A 16,413-nucleotide genomic window follows, 5' to 3' on the forward strand; every position below is an offset into this window, starting at 1 on the left:
GCGGCTTCCTCCACATCAAAAGAGTTTGCGCAAAAAACATGTGACCTGGATTCATGTTGCCTGGCGCGTGCAGAAAAACTTTGTCTCCATCGCGGGTCACGCCGAACTCGCCTGAGTTCAACTCACCATTGGCCGGAGGCAATTCATTTGCGGACGTTTGGCGCAAGCGCCTAATTTACGTCCAGCCGCACAGTGGGAGGCTTCCGGCTTCAGCGACATCAGTCCAAGGTCTAAGCAACCTGCAAGAAACTGAGGACGCTTACGAGGAGAGCGCCTGCGCTGGAGGCTCCTAAAAACATCGACATGGATCAACACGGTTAGAGGAGGAACCAATGATCACAATGAATCGCCGTACCCTTATTATGAGTTCCGTGGCGATGACCGCCGCGCTTGCGGCACCGCGCATCATGCGTGCGAGTTCGCCTGAATTCTCGTTTAAATTCGCCAACATCATGCCGGTTGATCATCCGCTCAACACGCGGATGACCGAGGCTTCCGACAAGATCAGCCAGCAGACAGACGGCCGCGTGAGCATTCAAGTGTTCCCCGCGAGCCAGCTCGGCACCGATGCTGATATGCTCAGCCAGCTTCGATCAGGTGGCCTGGACCTTCTTGCGCAGACAGGCCTCATCGCAGCGACACTCGTCCCGCCGGCGGCCATCACCGGTGTAGGATTTGCCTACCCCGACTACGCGCAGGTGTGGAAGTCGGTGGATGGTGAGCTCGGCCGGAGCATCCGGACGGCTTTTGAGAAGGTCAACCTGATCGCCTTCGAGAAGATGTGGGACAACGGCTTTCGGCAGACGACCTCGATCGGGAAACCGATCAAGTCGCCCGAGGACCTCAAGGGCTTCAAGATCCGCGTCCCTCCTGCGCCGCTCTGGACATCGCTTTTCAAGTCTCTCGGCGCCGCGCCGACGTCGATTCCATGGGGCGAAACTTATTCCGCACTCCAGACCCACGTCGCCGACGGTCTCGAAAACCCGCTCGCTGGCATTTACTTTGCCAAGATGTACGAGGTTCAAAAGTATCTCTCCCGGACCAACCATATGTGGGACGGCTTCTGGATTCTCGCCAATCGGGACAACTTCGAGATGTTGCCTGAGGACTTGCGTGACATTGTCGTCACCGAGATCAATCGCTCGGCTCTCGTGCAACGCGCTGATGTCGAAAAGCTGAATTCCGAACTCCAGGCAGAGCTGACGAGCAAGGGTCTTGAATTTATCGACGTCGATGTTTCCAAGTTCCGCGCGACGCTGCAAGCTTCGTCGTTCTACTCCGATTGGAAGGGGCGTTTTGGCGAGGAAGCATGGGCGTTGCTGGAGTCTACCTCGGGCAAATTGATCTGAGGCGTTGACATGGCTACTTCTGAAAATGTCAGCCCCCCGGTGATCGGCGCGTGGCCAGTCCTGGCGAAAGCTGAAGCGGGCGTGGTGCGCCTGATTGAATTGATCGCCGCAGCACTTGTTGTCGTCGAGGTACTCGTGCTGTCGGCGGGCGTCTTCGCCCGCTATGCATGGGGCGAGCCGCTCATCTGGTCGGACGAGCTCGCCTCCATGTTGTTCCTCTGGCTTTCGATCGTGGGCGCGGTCCTCGCTTTTCACCGCGGACAGCACATGAGGATGGGCGTTATCGCGGACGCGATGCCGCCCGTCGTAAGGGCAAGACTGGAGGTGGCTGCACTTGTCTTTTGCCTTTCGGTCTGCGTGCTTCTTCTGCCCAAGGCCACGGCCTACGCTCTTCATGAAGTTCCGGTCGTCACTCCCGCGATGGAAGTTTCGGTCGCATGGCGTTCTTTTGGTCTTCCGATCGGACTTGGCCTGATGCTTATCCTTGGCGTGACCAATGCCCTTCAGCGCATCACGCTGAGCGATTTCCTGATCGGGGTCCTTGTAGCCGCGTGCTTGATAGGGTTGGCGATTGCGGCGAAACCGTTGATCATGGCGATGGGCAACTGGAACCTCGTGCTTTTCTTCGTAGCCTTCATCGCACTAGGTGTGCTGAGCGGCGTACCAATCGCGTTCGTGTTCGCTCTCGCTGCCATCAGTTATGTGGCCCTGGGTACGAGCCGTCCGATAAGCGTGATCGCGGGTCGGCTTGATGAGGGAATGTCGCATCTTCTCCTGCTGGCGGTCCCGCTGTTCGTGTTGCTGGGTATGCTGATGGAGGTTACGGGCATGGCAAAAGCGATGCTGAACTTCCTGGCGTCCTTGCTCGGACATGTCAGAGGCGGCCTGTGTTACGTCCTCGTAGCGGCAATGTACTTGGTATCTGGGATATCGGGTTCGAAGACCGCCGACATGGCTGCTGTCGCCCCGGCACTGTTCCCGGAGATGAAAGCGAGAGGATCAAAACCGGGCGATCTCGTGGCCCTGCTTGCGGCTACGGGTGCGCAGACGGAGACGATCCCGCCGAGCCTCGTATTGATCACCATCGGATCGGTTACGAGCGTATCGATTTCGGCCCTGTTCATAGGCGGTCTTCTGCCGGCTTTCGTCTGCGGATTGATGCTTTGCGTTGTCGTCTGGTGGCGCTATCGCAACGAGGACATGTCGGGTTTTCGCAAGCCGCCAGCCAGGGAGATCTTCCGCACATTCCTGATTGCGCTTCCGGCTTTGGCCCTGCCTTTTATCATCCGTACAGCGGTTGTCGAAGGCGTTGCTACCGCCACGGAAGTCTCGACAATCGGCATTGCCTACTCGCTGCTGGCGGGCCTCCTCGTTTACCGCCGGTTCGACTGGAAGCGGGTGGGTCCGATGCTGGTGGAAACGGCGGTCTTGTCCGGAGCCATCCTTTTCATCATCGCGGCGGCAACGGCTGTGGCCTGGTGCCTGACTCAATCGGGTTTTTCGCGTGGGCTGGTTCAGACGATGGCGGGTCTACCCGGAGGAGCGCCGATCTTTATGATCGTGTCGATCGTCGCGTTCATTGTGCTCGGTAGCGTGCTGGAAGGCATTCCCGCGGTGGTTCTGTTCGCACCCCTGGTATTTCCGATCGCCAAGGGATTAGGGATCCACGACGTGCACTATTCGATCGTGGTCATTCTCGCCATGGGAGTGGGCTTGTTCCTCCCGCCGTTCGGCGTCGGTTATTATGCCGCCTGTGCAATCGGCCGTGTGAACCCGGTGGAAGGGATAAAGCCGCTGTGGGGGTACATGATCGCCCTGCTTCTCGGGCTTGCGATCGTCGCAGCGGTGCCCTGGATCTCGATCGGCTTCCTATGACGTGCGACCGTAGGCGGCCGGTAGAGAAGTCGGCCATTCTACGGTCGTAACCATGTCGGATAAGGCGGAATGCCGGCCTGGCAACGTGCTTCAGAAGCATGCTGCTGGCTCCGCAATATGCCCGGGAAGAAATGTAGCGCCCACCGGAAGATCGTGACGTCCTCGCGGTTTTCCGTGGCTTCTTCCTCAAGGAGCGGTGCGCTCTTCGAGGGAAGAGGTAACATCTATCCTCCGACCGCTTAATGAACACCGTTGGCGGCCTGACGCAGAGCCACTCACATGACAATGAGGCAGCCAAGGCGATCCACGATAATCTTGCCGATATTCGGATGCGAGCCGCGTCCCGCAGTCAGGGAGCCAAGAGTTCTTTCGAACTCACCGAAAGCCAACGAGATCTGATGGCCGGAGCAACGCGGTACCCCGAAACCGGTTGTTTCGATTGATGAATCGCAGGGCCGAGCAAGATCATTTGTTGAGCGATGCTCATTGAAATGGACTTGCAATTCAATTGTCCTAGACCTGCCACTTGATACCTTTCAGATGCAGACAAAGCCGAAATCCGTCGCAAGACAAGCGCGGTCTGCAGACGCATTTTTACAAACGGGGAGGAGTGAAATGGGAAATGAAAGTTTCGAGATCGACCGCCGCAACTTACTATTGGCAGGGGGAGCTGCTTTGAGTGGAGCCGTTTTCGGTGCGAACAGTGTAGCGGCTCACGCTGGGGCGAGCCCGGTTTCCGGGGCACAAGCTCCGGACTTTTATCGATTTGCCATTGGGGACGCCCAGGTAACCATCGTATCAGACGGCCCACTTCCGCTCGGCGACCCGACACAAAGCTTTCTCGGCGTCCCGGCCGACGAGATAAGATCCATGCTAAACCACAGCTTCCTGCCCACGGATGAGGTCGTTCTCGCTCAGAACGCACCTGTCGTAAACATCGGTGGCAAGCTGATTTTGTTCGACACGGGGATGGGATCGCTTAAGCAATTTGGCCCGACGACTGGCCGTCTCAAGTCTTGCTTGGCCGCCGCGAATATTGCGCTGGAAGATATTGACGCTGTCGTCTGTTCGCATGCTCATTGGGACCACGTCGGCGGAATCTGGGGCGACGACGGGAAACCAACGTTTCCAAACGCCCACGTGTACATCAGCCAAACCGACTACGATTTCTGGACCGACGAGAAAAAACTTGGAGGCGATCTCAACGGTCTTGTTAAAGCCGCGATCCACAACCTCAAACCCGTGCGGGACCGCATGGTTTTTTTCCAGGACGAACAAGAGTTTCTTCCTGGTATTCATGCCATTAGCGCTCCTGGACACACACTCGGCCATAGCTGCTTTATGATTGAGTCAGCAGGAAAGACGATGTGCTATGGCGGCGACCTCACTCATCATCCTGTGCTTCTGTTCGAAAAGCCTTTGATGGAATTTGCGTTCGATACCGATCCCAAACTGTCGGCTCAATCGCGTGTGCGCATTCTGAAAATGCTGGCCTCCAATAGAATACCCTTCATGTCCTACCACTTCCCATGGCCGGGCTACGGGCACGTTGGCATAGCGGGAGAGGGCTTCGAGTATTTTCCTGAGCCACTACATCTTAGCCTGTTAGACTGAGTGGTAGAGGAGGGCGCGAGGGCAATGCCTTCGCGTCAATCCTATCCGGAGGGCAGTCGAACGAAATCATCACATGGCGGAAGTTACGCAACAAGCAGTGTGCGCCTTCATCGCGTTGCTAGACATCAAGTCTCGCGGGAACGCCAACTGAAATCAAGAGCGATCGGCGGACCGCACCTAAAGGCCATTCCTGATCGGAAACATATCCTCGCCGTAGTGGTGAAGCCTTGTGTGATGCCGTCGGCATAACCAGCGCACCTTTAAAGGGTCGTCGTATTGATCATGATGGGCGTCGACCGTTTCAATCCCGCAGACCTCACATGTTTGCTTTTCCAGCTCGCCTGCCTTTACGGCTCGCTGTACAGCAAGATGAGCATCATATTTCGCTGGATTAGCACGGCGCCAATTTGCTTGGCGGGTGTCGGTTTTCAGCATCGCCGCATCCTGTGCCTGTAATTTTGCGCTCTCGACCGATAGATACCTGGAAAGGGCTGCAGGCTCAAGTTTCCGCACAGAGCGACGGCGTCTGTCCGTGGCTCCGCGTCCGAAAACAAGATTTCGCATTGCCAGGAATGATCAGGGTTGGGCCATCGAGTTCCAACTTTGCTGCCCGCAATCTTCGCACCGGTGGATACGATATCGCTCGTGTCGATCGGTGCTCCCGATCTCAGCGCGCTGGATGACTAAGCTTGAAATTTCTGCTCGATACATACGTCCTGAAGGAGATCGGTCGAGCCGAACTGCACGAGAATGTGGCAGCCCTCGATACGATTGACGATTCCGATCTCGCGACAAGCGTGAGCTCAGTTCGAGAGACTGCGAAAGGCATCAAAAAAAATTGTAGGACCGACGCTGTCGCGAACGTGTCCGCCAACGCTTCCGACGCCTATGAAGGTCGGTATCCTTCCTGTCGATGACAATATCGCCCGTCTTGAGCCATTCTTTCACTCATTCACCGAGCTTCACCGCCACTGCGCTCTTTTTAGGACTCAACCACCACGATTCTCTGCACGATTAGAGCGCTAAGACAGCGCCCTTTTGCATGACAGTTCCACTCAAACGGATGTCGGTGGCCGAGAACCCAGCCATAACTGCAAATTCCCCCGTCTCTATCCGCCAGCACCGCTCGGTCGTGTCGAAGAAGGCAAATGTTCGGGCGTCAAGAATGAAACTGAGCCTTCGTTTCTCACCGGGTTCCAGGGCGATTTTCGAGAAGGCTTTCAGTTCTTTGACCGGTCTGGGTACAGATGCTTCAACATCGCCGACATAGATTTGCACCACTGCCGAACCTGGCCGCTCGCTGACGTTGGTCAATCCCAGTGTCACTGTCACCGCGCCGGCAGCATCCGGCAGCCCTACCGTCAGGTCTGACATCGCAAAGCTTGAATAACCGAGACCATGACCGAAGGGGAACAGTGGCTTAATGTCCTGGCGATCGTAGTGCCGATATCCAACGAACACACCTTCGTCATATCGCACATGGCCATTCTTGCCTGGATAGACCGCGTCATCCTCGGTATGTGTGGGATTGTCAGCCCAGCGCACGGGGAAGGTCTGTGCCAGTCGGCCCGAGGGCTCGGCCTTGCCGAGGAGCACATCGGCGATCGCGTTGCCAGCTTCCTGGCCGGGATACCAGCATTGCAGTACTGCACGAGCACTGGAAAGCCAGGGCATTTCCACCGGTCCACCAGTTTGTAGGACGACAATCGTGTTAGGATTGGCCGCAATTACCGCCTCAACAAGCTGGTCCTGCAGACCAGGAAGCGCAATGCCGCGGAGATCGGAGCCCTCGGTATCCCAGTCGCCCGTTCTGCCCACGAAGACTACCGCATGATCAGCCTTCGCGGCGAGGGCTGCCGCCTCGGCAATCTCCGCTTCGGCCGAAAACCTGCCTATTCCTACCCGAATTGCGGCGATATAGAGGTTGACGTGATCGTGCCGGGCGTACTCGGCGACGACCTCGTATTTACGGCCGGCTTCGAGCGTGATTTCACCCACGACCTCCTCGCAGCCTTCTTCAAAGAATGTGGTACCACGTGTCCAGGAAGCCCAGGCGTCCACAACAAGCCTGCCGTCCACATAGACACGGCCAAGCCCCGCCGAGGTCATGCCGACGCGATAGACGCCGGCTTCTGAGGCTGTGAAGACGGTGCGCATTCGGGCGGAAAAGCGATGCGGATCGACGGTGCCCCCGGCCACGGGGGGCAACCATACACCGAGGCTCGACGGTTCCTCGATAACCTTCACGGGCTCGCCAGCAAGCTCCCTCCCTTGGAAAAATTCGAAGGTTGTCGGGTTTTCGATCAGCGGCTGAAACCGATAGTTGCTGCAACCCTGAGCGTAGAACACGTTCTCCTCACCCAGGGCGTCCGCCAGCCCCTGCCACGGACTGACGACATAGTGGGGGTTCAACTGCGCCGAGCCGCCTCCCATAATCTGCGCGATCTTGGCATTGGGTCCAATGATGGCGACCGTACCTTGCTGAGCCAATGGCAGGATGCCGTCATTCTGTAGCAGAACTGCGCTTTCCGCTCCCGCGCGCCTGATGAGTGCCCTATGTTCCGGCCGATTAATGGCGTACTCCTTAAACTCGCGATGATCGTTGATTGCGCCGGTGCGTTCCATCAGGGTCAGGATATTGTGCACACAGGCGCGGACGGTCTCGACACTTACCTCGCCCGCGTCGATCGCCGCCAGAAGCTTGGAGCCGCGGTCGCGGGTCGGGCCCGGCATCTCCAGATCCAGCCCAGCATTCACGGTGGGTGCGGTCGAACGCGAGCCGAACCAGTCCGACATCACCACGCCGTTAAAACCCCAGCCACCGCGCAGTACCTCGTTCAACAGCCAATGGCTTTCCGCCGTGTAAGTACCGTTTAGTTTGTTATATGAAGACATCACGGCCCAGACCTTTGCCCGCTTCACCGCCGCCTCAAAGGGTATTAGGTAGACTTCGCGCAGAGTGCGTTCATCGATATCTGAAGAGATGGTTGTACGTTCGATCTCGGACTCGTTGCCAGCGAAATGTTTTATCGTGGCACCCACTTTCTTGGACTGCAGACCTTCGATATAGCCGACGGCAAGTTCCGCCGTCAGTATCGGATCCTCAGAGAAACACTCAAAGTTTCGGCCGTTTGTGACGCTGCGCTGGATGTTAACGGTCGGCGCCAGCGAGACATGGGCCCCTTTGGAAAGAACCTCGTCACCTAGCGCACTGCCGATTTCCCTGGCTAGGTCCGGGTTCCAACTCGCTCCGATGGCAATGCCTACCGGGAAAGCCGCTGCAGTCACACCCCCGACAAAAGACCCCGCCCCGCGGGCGCCGTTGGGGCCGTCCGTCAAGCGCAATCTCCCTATCCCTAGGCGGTCGATGGGCGGTAAAGACCAGAACGTATCGCCGGAAAGTAGCGAGACCTGCTCGGCCAAGGTCATATTATCGAGCAATGCTCTCGTATCAGTCATCTTCTCTGCTTCCTCAATCTCAACACTTACCGTTCCCAGATCGGGCATCTCGCTATGCATATTGGGAAAGCTGGTGAGGTCGCCGTCATCCGTGGAGCCGTCCATCCATGAGAAGGACCCGTTTGTTCCCCAAGGCGCCGTCACCACGACGACGACATGTTCGCAGCCTTCACATGGCCGAGATGCCGTCACCGCTTTCCACTGAAAACAAGGACATCGCGGTTTGATCGATGTCAGCGGTGAAAGTTGTGCCGGCTGCGGCAGTGCCGGTTCTGGAGTTATTCCTCCGCAAGTTCGCGAGACAATCTGATAAACCTGAACATGCTTTATCAGACAATCTGTTGACAGACAATCCTCAGTCGCGCAGCCTCGTGTCGTCATTGATGATTCGATGCTTCCATCGGAGGCGGATCCCGATTGATGAAGCTTCTTCACCGCCTATGGACAAGGATGGACCACAATGGACAGGCTGTTGTCCCGTTTCCGGCTACAGACAAAAGTAATCATTTTCGTACTGCCTTTCATAATCAGTATTTGCGCGGTGGGGTTTTTGGGGCACTACGCCGCGGGTCTCCTACAAAGCCGCCTGGAAACCTCAAGCCAGGTGATGCAGGTGCTCTCGGGTTTCCGTGACGTCTCCGCCTCGATGAGAGAGTTTCTCGACGAGGCGTCGGAAGAAAGGCGCGATCGCGTGAAGGCTGACCTGCTCGCGCAGCAATCGCATCTGCAGGCTTTGGTGACGAATGCCGGAGCTACGGCGGAAAGCGAAGGCCTCCAGTCGGCAAACGCGATTATGCTGGACGTGGTGAACAATTTTGGTTCTCTCTGGAGCATCCATGAAAGCGAAGAGAAACTGATAAGCTCGATCGCCAATCATTCTGAATCGCTGGTTTGGTCGCAGAATGAAATGCTCAGGCTAGCAGACGAGTTAAGGAAGTCCGGCGAGCAGTCCGAGGGCGCCGCCAAATCGATGTTGCGCGATGCCGACAGGGTGACAGGCTATGCAACCTTCTTCCTTGATCTTGCCGCGGGCTACCAATCCGCCGGAACGACCGAGCTGAAACTCAAATATTTGGGCGGCAAAGTGGGCGAGTTGCGTCGGAGCGCCCGAAATCTGCGGGCTTCCTTGCCATCGGACGCCACAAAACTGTCGAGCTCGGTCGATGGCGCGGTGAAAAGCGTAACACAACTTCTGTCGCAGGGCGCTTCATCGGACAACACCGTAGGCCTCGACACCGCAATGTCCGCGTTCAAGGAAATCTCCGTCGCGATTAACGCGGTAGCGAACCAGCAAACAAAGAAAGCAATCGTCGAGTTCGCAGGTCTCGACCAACATTTGGCGAAGATCAGCAGCGCCTTGGACGGCAGCCGAAGACTTTCGGACTCCAGCTATCTCATCAGGATAAACCTTGCGCGCTTCATAGCCGACCCTACCGAACAAAACCGTGCGCAGCTCGTCCAGAACTTTGACAGAACGAAGAAGGAGATATTGGACATCTGGAGTGCCGCTTCCGACCTCGACCTTTTCAAGGCAGTCCAGAATACGGTGCCGCCGGCGGTAGAGGGTATGACGCAGGACAGTGCGAAGCTCGTCGAGATCTCGGAAGTGAGGCGTGCGCAATATAGGCAAACGACAGACCAGTTGAACACCATATGGGGCCACCTCACGACGTTTGCCGACGCCCAGCGCGCAAGAGCCATTGAAGAGACGGCTTACGCGAATGGCATTGGCCTCATCACGACATTTGCTGGCGTCCTCGTCGCACTTCTCGCTGGCTTCGGGATGATTGCGACTTTCAAAAAACCTGTCGTCCAGTTGACCGACGACATGCGGCGTTTGGCGGAAGGGGACCTTGACATTGAGATCGGCGGTTCTGAGCGCGCTGATGAGCTCGGAGAAATGGCCCGGGCGCTCTGTGTCTTCAGGGAGAATGCCGCGAGGAAGATCGAGATCGAGAACGACGCGGATCGTCAACGATCGGCTTCCGAAGCTGAACGTCGGCACAACGAGGCGGAGAAAGCCGAGATCGACAAACAGATCGGCGACGCCGTCGACAGTCTTGCCGCTGGGCTGGAGAGGTTATCCAACGGTGATGTTTCTAGCACGATCGATCAACCGTTCTCCGGGCGGCTGGAACAATTGCGACGGGACTTCAACAATTCGTTGCTGCGTTTGCAGGCGACGATGTCGGAACTTCGCGGCAACATCGTGCTCATTCGGCAAAATGCAGACAACCTCAGCAGTGGCGCCGATGATCTCTCCCGCCGCAGCGAGCGTCAAGCCGCGTCGTTGGAGGAGACCGCGGCCGCTGTTCATCAACTCACCGCGACGGTGCGTTCCTCGACAGAGCAGGCACAAGCCGCAGCCCAGCTGGTAAAAGAAACCAAGCAGGCCGCGGATGCGTCTGCTTCAGTGGTCACGAACGCGGTTGACGCTATGGGACGAATAGAAGCGGCTTCCGGGCGCATTTCGCAAATCATCGGCGTCATCGACGAGATTGCCTTCCAGACCAATCTCCTGGCACTCAATGCCGGTGTCGAGGCCGCGAGAGCTGGAGAAGCGGGGCAGGGCTTCGCTGTCGTGGCCCAGGAAGTCAGGGAACTTGCCCAGCGGTCGGCTCTAGCCGCCCAGGAAATCAAGGAACTCATAGCAAGATCAAGCGAGGAAGTCGCCTCGGGATCGCGATTGGTGAACGAGGCGGGCAAGGTGCTGATTGCGATATCGTCGAATGTTGCCGGAATTTCCGAAAGGGTTGAGCTTATCGCTGCGGCGAGCAGGGACCAGGCGGCTTCGCTTATCGAAGTGAACCAGGCCGTTGGCGAGATCGATGACAGCACCCAGCGAAACGCTGCCATCGCCGAGCAAGCCCACGCCGCCACCCAGGAACTCACAAAAGAGACCCAGCGGCTGATGCAGCAGATCGAACAGTTCAACATCGGCAGGCCAAGGGGTCACGTGCTTTCGATCGTTTCCTGACTTCGTAGACAATCACCACTATTGTGTTGACAGATTTTCATACAATCTGTCAAATAGTGCAGCCAATCTGGGAGGATAAGCGGCGTGCTCAATGACCAAGCGCATCAGACTAAGTTGCCCTATTTCTATCCGTTCAAGTTCGGAAGCGGCGAAATAACGGTACTTTCGGACGGACCGTTGGAATTGGGCGACCCACGGGAGAATTTCCTCGGGGTCGACGCAGCCACGGTGACGGAAATGCTCGACAGGAACTTCCTGTCCAGTTCGTCGGTGACCCTCGAGCAGAACATCCCGCTGGTCAAAATCAACGGAAAGACCATCCTGTTCGACACCGGGATGGGGACGTCGAAGATTTTCGGGCCGACGACCGGTCGCCTGCTGAAGAGCATGCAGGAGGCAGGGATCGACACTTTGGAAGTCGATGCCGTGGTGTTGTCCCACGCACACATCGACCACACCGGCGGACTTTGCGATCAGGACGGCAAGCTTAATTTTCCCAACGCGGAGATCTTCATAAGCGAAAGCGACTTCGATGACTGGACCGACGGAGGAAAGCTTGATGACGGTTTCAAGGCCCAGGTGGAAAATGCCCGGAGGAACCTTCTTCCACACCGTGATCGGATAACGCATTTCGTGGACGGTCAGGAGTTTCTGCCGGGCGTGCAGGCAGTGCACGCTCCAGGCCACACCTTGGGCCACTTCTGCTTCCTCATGCAGTCGGGCAACGATCGGCTCTGCTTCCTCGGCGATCTGACCCATCATCATATCCTGCTGATGGAACGCCCGTGGATGGAGTTCAAGTACGACACCGATCCCAAGCTCTCGGCGCGGTCGCGCACACGGGTGCTGGATATGCTCGCGACAGACCGCATACCAGTGATGTCCTATCACTTTGCGTGGCCCGGGCTCGGCAACGTCGCCCGGGAGGGGGAAGGCTTCCGCTACGTACCCGCCGCCATGCAGATGCTCTCGAGATAGGAATACGCGACAATGCAGATGAAATCAGTCATTCTCCGAGAGTCAGGGCTTCCCAAGCCGTATGCAAGTTCGCGGCCTCTCAGTGTCGAGACCGTCGACCTGGCGCCTCCGGGCAATCTTGAGGTCCTGGTGAAAATCAAGGCCGCTGGTGTGTGCCACTCCGACCTGTCGGCGATAAATGGCGACCGCCCCCGTCCATTGCCTGTCGCGTTGGGGCATGAAGCGTCCGGCATTGTCGAAGAAATCGGACCCGGTGTGGATACAGTGAAGGTTGGCGATCACGTCGTGATGTCGTTCCTGCCCATCTGCGGACACTGCGATTACTGCGCGGGAGGACGCGCAAGCCTCTGTGAGCCGGGCTATCGCGCAAACGCCGCCGGGACATTGTTGAACGGTAGCAAGCATATCCGTCTTCGGGGCTACGATATCAACCATCACAGCGGTGTATCGGCGTTTTCGGAATACGCGGTCGTGTCGGCGCACTCGGTCGTTAAGATCACCAAAGACGTGGACGTCACCATGGCGGCCTTGTTCGGATGCGCCGTGATGACAGGCGTCGGTGCCGTCGTAAATACATGTGGCGTGAAGCCGGGGCAGTCGGTCGCCGTCATCGGCCTGGGAGGCGTGGGGTTGTCGGCCGTCCTCGGAGCGGTGGCTAGCGGGGCAAGCGAGATCGTCGCCATCGATTTGATGCCGGAGAAGCTTGAGTTGGCTAAGGCGCTGGGCGCGACGCGTACCTTCCTGGCAACCACGCCGGATGTCATCGGCGAGGTCAAGGAAGCGACCCGCGGGGGAGTGGACTACGCCATCGAGATGGCAGGGTCGAGCAAAGCGTTCGAAACCGCGTATGGCATTACGCGGCGCGGCGGCACGACGGCCACAGCGGGTCTGGCGAACGTGAACACCAAATTCGAGATCTCGCCGCTTCCTCTTGTCGGGGAAGAACGCGTCATCAAAGGCAGCTACATGGGGTCCTGCGTACCTTCGCGCGATGTTCCCCGCTATATCGACCTGTTCCTCAAGGGTAGGTTGCCCGTGGAGAGACTGTTGTCCAGCACTGGCCCGCTTGAGGAAATCAACGAGGCCTTCGACCGGTTAGACCGTGGCGAGGTGATCCGGCATCTGCTGGTTCCTTGAGCCTGCGGAAGGAGCGAGAATTTGACCGACTGGAAAGTCCTGGCGATACATTACGGCACTGCGGTTCGGCCCGTTGGCGAACTCGGCCTGGAAGCAGGAGATCCCCACGACGCCCCGGGCAGGATCGAGTATTTCGTTTGGTTGATCCGCCATGGTGAACGTCTGATCCTGGTTGACACCGGGTTTAGCCCGCAGGAGGCTGAAAGGCGCAGGAGGACCATGTTGATCCATCCGGTCGAGGCGCTTCGCCAGCTCGGGATTTCCGCATCGTCCATTACCGACGTCGTCATCACGCATCTTCACTATGATCACGCGGGAAACCTTGCGGACTTCCCCGAAGCCCTGTTCCACTTGCAGGATCGGGAGATGGCCTACGGTACAGGACGATGCATGTGCCATGATCGTCTTCGGCGTCCCTTTGCAGTGGACGCCGTAGTCGATGCGGTCCGCCTGACGTTTTCCGGCAGGGTGTGCTTCCACGACGGGAACGGCGAGATTATGGAGGGGCTCACTATCCATCTCGTCGGCGGTCATTCTAGGGGCCTTCAGGTCGTGAGGCTGGACGATGGCAATGACGTCGTCGTTATCGCATCGGACGCACTCCATTTTCAACGCTATCTGGAGCATGACGACGTCTTTCCGCTTTTCGCCGATTACGCCGACGTACTGGAGGGATACCGAACTCTCCGTGAGCTTTCAGGACCGTCCGGAGTACTCGTTCCAGGCCACGATCCCGCAGTCCTGACGAGTTTCCCATCGCTGTCACCGGATCTCGCATTTGCAAAGGTTCTGCGGTAATGGGGACGCATGGAATGTCCGGTAAGAGGCCAGGCTAGGGTGTTCTTCGCTTTCGTCAGACAATCGGGTTGTCTCATCGGGATAACCCACCATATAGTACCATGACTTGCGCGGCCGGTTCCGGCCTTGGTAAAACGGACTTTTGGATCCCATGGGTGATATGGATTTACAGATTGCACGGCAGAGTGCCACTTTGCGCACTCAGGTAGAAGATAAACTGCGGCAGGCGATATCCAGCGGCCGTTTCAAGCCGGGTCAGCGCCTCGTTGAGCGAGAACTCTGCGAGTCGATCGGTGTCGGACGAACATCAATCCGCGAGGCGCTTCGACAACTCGAGGCCGAGGGCCTCATTACCAGCTATCCGCACCGCGGCCCCGTCGTCAGCACTATCACTTACGAAGAAGCCGCTCAGCTTTACAGCGTCAGGGCTTTGCTCGAGAGCTATGCTGGAAAGGAATTCGCTGAAAACGGAACCGCCCAGGATATCCATACACTCAATGAGGCGGTTGCTGAGTTTGCGGAAGCCGCGGCAAACGGCGGCGGTAGCAGGCTCATCAAGGCGAAAACCGCGTTTTACGACTGCCTGATGCAAGGGAGCGGAAACGTCTTCGTCAAGCAAATGCTGACATCGCTCCACAATCGGGTGACGCTCCTGCGCATGACGTCGATGACGCAGCCGGGGCGCTTGAACCACAGTGTGGAAGAGATAAAGGAGATCGCTGCGGCCATTACCGACCGAAACGGACCGAAAGCCGCCGCAGCCTGCAAGTACCACATCGATATGGCGGCCAAGGTCGCGTTGGACTACCTGCGTAAAACCTCTGAAAACGACGGCGATTGAAGAAGCGGCATTAGCCGGTATTGACAGATTGTCTGATAATCTGCTTATTCGAAGTCGTGGCGCTGCCGACGCGTGCGGCCTGGCGCTCGTTCGAACAGGGAGGTTGCTTTGGGCATTTTTAATGAATTGCGGTCCCGCATGTCGGAGGCTCTTGGGGATCAGGAATTGCCCCGGCTCACTCCGGACCTGACGATAAAGATCGCCTTCTACGTCGGCGATCAGGTGATCGCCCTCGATTTCGCTGAAGGCGGCGCGGAGATCTCGGGGGAAAGCAGTGACCCCCAGGTGACAGTGAGGGCCACCACGGACGCCTGGGATCAGGTTCTGATGACGCCGCCGCCGGCTACCTTTCACTCCTTCACGGCGTTGCAGCTTGCAAACCCTCTCTTCGAGATCGCCGGCTCACCGCTCGACCTCGCGAAAGCACGCCCGGCTCTCGAACGGGTGTTCGAGCTCGTCGTCACGTCCCCCGAGATGAAAGCGGAGCGTGCGCAACGCGACCTGCGTCAAATTCGGGGGCAGTATGCCGTGGTCAATATCGATGACGTCCCCCATGAAATATATTACGAAGAAGCAGGTGAGGGGGTGCCGGTCCTGTTTCTTCACACCGCCGGAGCAGATAGCCGCCAATTCATGCCTCAGCTGGCGGACACCGAGCTTGCGAAAAGCTACAGGCTGATCGCGGTTGACCTACCATTCCACGGTCGGTCCATGCCGCCGCTGACGTGGGACGGAGCACCCTACAAGCTCACGGCATCGCTCTACCTGAAATGGTGCACGGCCATTCTCGAACAGGTGGTTCGCGAAAAGGCGATTGTCGCGGGTGGGTCCATGGGCGCGGCAATGTCGCTGGTTCTCGCGGCGGAACGGCCGGAGCATATCCTCGGGATCGTGGCGATCGAGCCACCTTTCCGCTCCAAGGGACGACGGAACCCCTACCAGCACAACGTAAACGTACACGGCTCACTTCATAACTCGGCATATGTCAGAGGGATCATGAGCCCACTGAGCCCCGCGGGGGAGCGCAGGAGGTCAAGCTGGATCTATTCGCAGGGAGCACCCGGAGTTTACCCAGGCGATCTTTCCTTCTACAGCGACGAGTTCGACGGAGCAGTGACAGCTCCCCGCATTGACCCGTCACGCACCCCGGTGGCGCTGCTCTCGGGCGACTACGACTACTCAGCCACGCCGGCCGACGGTGCCAAGCTCGCCGAACTTATTCCGGGATGCCTCCACCTCGTTATGGGCGGACTAGGTCACTTTCCAATGTGTGAACACCCGAACTTCTTCCGGAGCTATCTTGTCAATGGGCTCGATTTCGTACGGCAAGCCGCTCGCTAAGCGGTTGGATTGACTCTGGTCGCCCGGTGCAGCCGCCGGGCGAT

11 protein-coding genes are annotated in these 16,413 nt (G+C 57.9%); 9 read left to right on the plus strand and 2 right to left on the minus strand.

Annotation, left to right across the window (positions count from 1 at the left end; all coding sequences use genetic code 11):
- The first annotated feature begins 332 nt into the window (after positions 1-332).
- The 3 genes from CO664_RS25080 to CO664_RS25095 all read left to right on the plus strand — a co-directional run bounded on the left by CO664_RS25080 (position 333) and on the right by CO664_RS25095 (position 4,838).
- Complete coding sequence (locus tag CO664_RS25080) at positions 333-1,349, plus strand: TRAP transporter substrate-binding protein (protein WP_097527168.1); 1,017 nt, start codon at positions 333-335, stop codon at positions 1,347-1,349.
- 9 nt (positions 1,350-1,358) lie between these two features.
- Positions 1,359-3,224: a TRAP transporter large permease subunit gene (locus CO664_RS25085; RefSeq protein ID WP_097527167.1), complete on the plus strand. Its 1,866-nt coding sequence runs from the start codon at positions 1,359-1,361 to the stop codon at positions 3,222-3,224.
- A gap of 615 nt (positions 3,225-3,839) precedes the next feature.
- Positions 3,840-4,838, plus strand: a complete 999-nt coding sequence (locus CO664_RS25095) for an MBL fold metallo-hydrolase (protein ID WP_097527165.1) — start codon at positions 3,840-3,842, stop codon at positions 4,836-4,838.
- A 177-nt stretch (positions 4,839-5,015) separates the two neighbouring features.
- On the opposite strand, the gene CO664_RS25100 is transcribed toward CO664_RS25095, so the two are convergent.
- Both CO664_RS25100 and CO664_RS25110 read right to left on the minus strand, forming a co-directional pair.
- Positions 5,016-5,273 carry a hypothetical protein gene (locus CO664_RS25100; RefSeq protein WP_041678048.1) on the minus strand — a complete coding sequence of 86 codons (258 nt, stop codon included), beginning with the start codon at positions 5,271-5,273 and terminating at the stop codon, positions 5,016-5,018.
- A 579-nt stretch (positions 5,274-5,852) separates the two neighbouring features.
- Positions 5,853-8,297 (minus strand): glycoside hydrolase family 3 C-terminal domain-containing protein, encoded by a 2,445-nt coding sequence (locus CO664_RS25110; protein ID WP_097527233.1) that lies wholly within the window; start codon positions 8,295-8,297, stop codon positions 5,853-5,855.
- A 460-nt stretch (positions 8,298-8,757) separates the two neighbouring features.
- On the opposite strand from CO664_RS25110, the gene CO664_RS25115 reads away from it, so the two are divergent.
- From CO664_RS25115 to CO664_RS25140, 6 genes are all read left to right on the plus strand, one after another.
- Positions 8,758-11,274: a HAMP domain-containing methyl-accepting chemotaxis protein gene (locus CO664_RS25115; RefSeq protein ID WP_015341915.1), complete on the plus strand. Its 2,517-nt coding sequence runs from the start codon at positions 8,758-8,760 to the stop codon at positions 11,272-11,274.
- Between the two features lie 84 nt (positions 11,275-11,358).
- Complete coding sequence (locus CO664_RS25120) at positions 11,359-12,252, plus strand: MBL fold metallo-hydrolase (RefSeq protein ID WP_015341914.1); 894 nt, start codon at positions 11,359-11,361, stop codon at positions 12,250-12,252.
- 12 nt (positions 12,253-12,264) lie between these two features.
- The gene (locus CO664_RS25125; protein ID WP_013984731.1) at positions 12,265-13,389 is read left to right on the plus strand and encodes a zinc-dependent alcohol dehydrogenase family protein; all 1,125 of its coding nucleotides are present in this window, start codon (positions 12,265-12,267) and stop codon (positions 13,387-13,389) included.
- Between the two features lie 21 nt (positions 13,390-13,410).
- Positions 13,411-14,187 (plus strand): N-acyl homoserine lactonase family protein, encoded by a 777-nt coding sequence (locus tag CO664_RS25130; RefSeq protein ID WP_097527163.1) that lies wholly within the window; start codon positions 13,411-13,413, stop codon positions 14,185-14,187.
- Between the two features lie 151 nt (positions 14,188-14,338).
- Positions 14,339-15,028, plus strand: a complete 690-nt coding sequence (locus CO664_RS25135; protein WP_088692725.1) for a GntR family transcriptional regulator — start codon at positions 14,339-14,341, stop codon at positions 15,026-15,028.
- A 108-nt stretch (positions 15,029-15,136) separates the two neighbouring features.
- Complete coding sequence (locus CO664_RS25140) at positions 15,137-16,369, plus strand: alpha/beta hydrolase (protein WP_097527162.1); 1,233 nt, start codon at positions 15,137-15,139, stop codon at positions 16,367-16,369.
- Positions 16,370-16,413 lie beyond the last annotated feature (44 nt).

It is taken from the genome of Sinorhizobium sp. NG07B (genome assembly GCF_002532005.1).
Lineage (GTDB): Bacteria > Pseudomonadota > Alphaproteobacteria > Rhizobiales > Rhizobiaceae > Sinorhizobium > Sinorhizobium fredii_C.

Excerpts from the sequence above, each read along its gene's own strand:
- CO664_RS25135 (WP_088692725.1), top strand. The coding sequence starts at position 14,339 with ATGGGTGATATGGATTTACAGATTGCACGGCAGAGTGCCACTTTGCGC.
- CO664_RS25080 (WP_097527168.1), top strand. The coding sequence starts at position 333 with ATGATCACAATGAATCGCCGTACCCTTATTATGAGTTCCGTGGCGATG.
- CO664_RS25110 (WP_097527233.1), bottom strand. The coding sequence starts at position 8,297 with ATGACTGATACGAGAGCATTGCTCGATAATATGACCTTGGCCGAGCAG.
- CO664_RS25095 (WP_097527165.1), top strand. The coding sequence starts at position 3,840 with ATGGGAAATGAAAGTTTCGAGATCGACCGCCGCAACTTACTATTGGCA.
- CO664_RS25125 (WP_013984731.1), top strand. The coding sequence starts at position 12,265 with ATGCAGATGAAATCAGTCATTCTCCGAGAGTCAGGGCTTCCCAAGCCG.
- CO664_RS25085 (WP_097527167.1), top strand. The coding sequence starts at position 1,359 with ATGGCTACTTCTGAAAATGTCAGCCCCCCGGTGATCGGCGCGTGGCCA.
- CO664_RS25100 (WP_041678048.1), bottom strand. The coding sequence starts at position 5,273 with ATGCTGAAAACCGACACCCGCCAAGCAAATTGGCGCCGTGCTAATCCA.
- CO664_RS25115 (WP_015341915.1), top strand. The coding sequence starts at position 8,758 with ATGGACAGGCTGTTGTCCCGTTTCCGGCTACAGACAAAAGTAATCATT.